This is a genomic window from Selenomonas sp. KH1T6 (assembly GCF_900108415.1).
Classification (GTDB): domain Bacteria; phylum Bacillota; class Negativicutes; order Selenomonadales; family Selenomonadaceae; genus Selenomonas_B; species Selenomonas_B ruminantium_A.
This window is the reverse complement of sequence record NZ_FNWN01000072.1, coordinates 1-1,978: the sequence shown is the minus strand read 5'-3', so window position 1 is coordinate 1,978 and position 1,978 is coordinate 1. Positions and strand designations below refer to the sequence as shown.

The 1,978-nt window shown below is 51.0% G+C and carries 1 protein-coding gene; it reads right to left on the bottom strand.

Annotation, left to right across the window (positions count from 1 at the left end; genetic code table 11):
• On the bottom strand, positions 1 to 1,978 hold a 1,978-nt coding region (locus BLW59_RS17010; RefSeq protein WP_139283757.1), incomplete at both ends, for a calcium-binding protein.

The window sequence follows — 1,978 nt, the reverse complement described above, 5'->3', positions numbered from 1 at the left end:
CCATAAATTATGTCCTTAGCTGACGTGCCCTTGATGGTCAGGTCTGCCGTGGCTTTGGTGGCACTCACTTTGTTGATGCTGGTGTAAAGGGAAGTCTTATCCAGCTCGATGGTGGCCTTTGTATCGCCAGTGACGATCAGGGTATCGGTGCTGGTGCTGCCGTGGAAGCCCTCATTGCCAATCTTGGCGGAGTCAACACTCCAGCTGTTTTTCTTCCCATAGGTGCCGAAGTTGTGGGTCACGGTGGCCGTAGTCTTGCCGACGGTGGTAATAATGTCGGCAGACTGACCATAGACCCCCATGGCTGCCAGCTTTTGGGTTCCCTCAGTTTTGCCACTTGCATGGGTCAAAGTGACAACCTTGGACTTGCTAATGGAAACGCTCTTCAAAGCGCCGTTAGTATACTTTATGGCGTCTTTGTCCGATTCGAAATTGTAGATTTTATCGTTGCCAGCCCCCTTGGCGTAGAAGAAAGTATCCTTGCCAATGCCGCCGTAAAGAACGTCGTTACCTACGCCACCATAGATGGAGTTGTTGCCTGCCGTGCCACGAATGGTGTCAACGCCATCGCCACCACTCAGCAAATCATTGCCAGTGCCGCCCACGATGGAGTCATTGCCATCCTCGCCATAAAGCTTGTTCTTGCCGCCTGTAACGGAAATCTTGTCATTGCCTGCACCGGCCTTGACGGTACTGCCCTTGCTTCCCAACAGGATCTTATTGTCAAGGTCATTGCCAATGATTGTGATAGCCTGCGGAGCTTTCCGCGCATCTATGGTCTTGATATTCCCATAGGGACTTGCATCAAATTTGCTGCCGACAAAGGTTTTGTCAATGACAATGGAACTAGATGTAAAATTGAGATCTCCTGTTGTTGTTACCGTGGCAACAATACTGCCTTTGGCATTAACCAAGCCAATTTCCCTGCCGCCAGCGTTCTTAAGCTGCATTTGGGAAGCACCTGCCGTAAGCAGCACATCAGAGCCACTGATGCTACTTTTAAGGTTGGCCAAAAGACCGGTGTAACGAACCTTATCCTCTGTAGCGTTGAAATCGGAAACAGTATCGGTACCCGATCCCAATACAAAGAAATCACTGCCGTTGCCACCAAAGAGCGTATTGTTGCCAGTGCCGCCACTCAGAGTATCATCGCCATTGCCGCCATCGAGATAGTCATTGCCGGCCTGGCCGTAAATTATATCGCTTCCATCCCCGCCCAGGATACTGTCGTTTCCTGCAGCGGCGTAGACGGTATCATCGCCTCCGGCAGCTTCGATTTTGTCATCGCCCGAGCCAGTCCAAATGGCATTGGCATAGTTCATGCCACCGCCCCATACATCCTGGATATAAATGCCCTTAGTATTGGTGGAGGCATCGATGTTGTCGACACCTATGTCACTGTACAGGCCAAACTGCGTATCATTTTCATCTACCACAACCCGGCTGCCTTTTTTTCCGCTGCCGCCATAGATGACATTATAGAGCCTGTCCTCGGTTTTCTGAAGACGGATATTTTTTCCTGCCATCCCTTTTAGCACCAAGGTTTGGGGGCCATTGCTATGCCTAAGGTTCAACGTTACATCGCCGCCATTTACGGTATCTGCTGAAACATCAGCAGCGCCATTCATGGCTTGCTCGAAAATCTGTATCAGATCATTTTCGTCCCAGTCCGTGAGAACATCAGTGGTGCCGCCAGTCCTGCTCTGGTAGTAGATGTCCACTCCTGCGCCGCCATGAATGGTATCACTGCCGTCACCACCGTCGATGGAATCGCCACCGGAACCTGCCCAGATTTCGTTGCCCTGTTCATTGCCGGTTATTTTTAACCCTGCCTTGCTGTTGCCCGAGGCATCGATGTTGGGAGCACTGAGGCTCTTGTCATCGTAGTTCTGGCTGGGGAGCGTGAACGATGTTGCCTTACTTCCAACTACAGCCCTATTGCCCTTATTTCCGCTACCACCGTAGATGACATCATAGA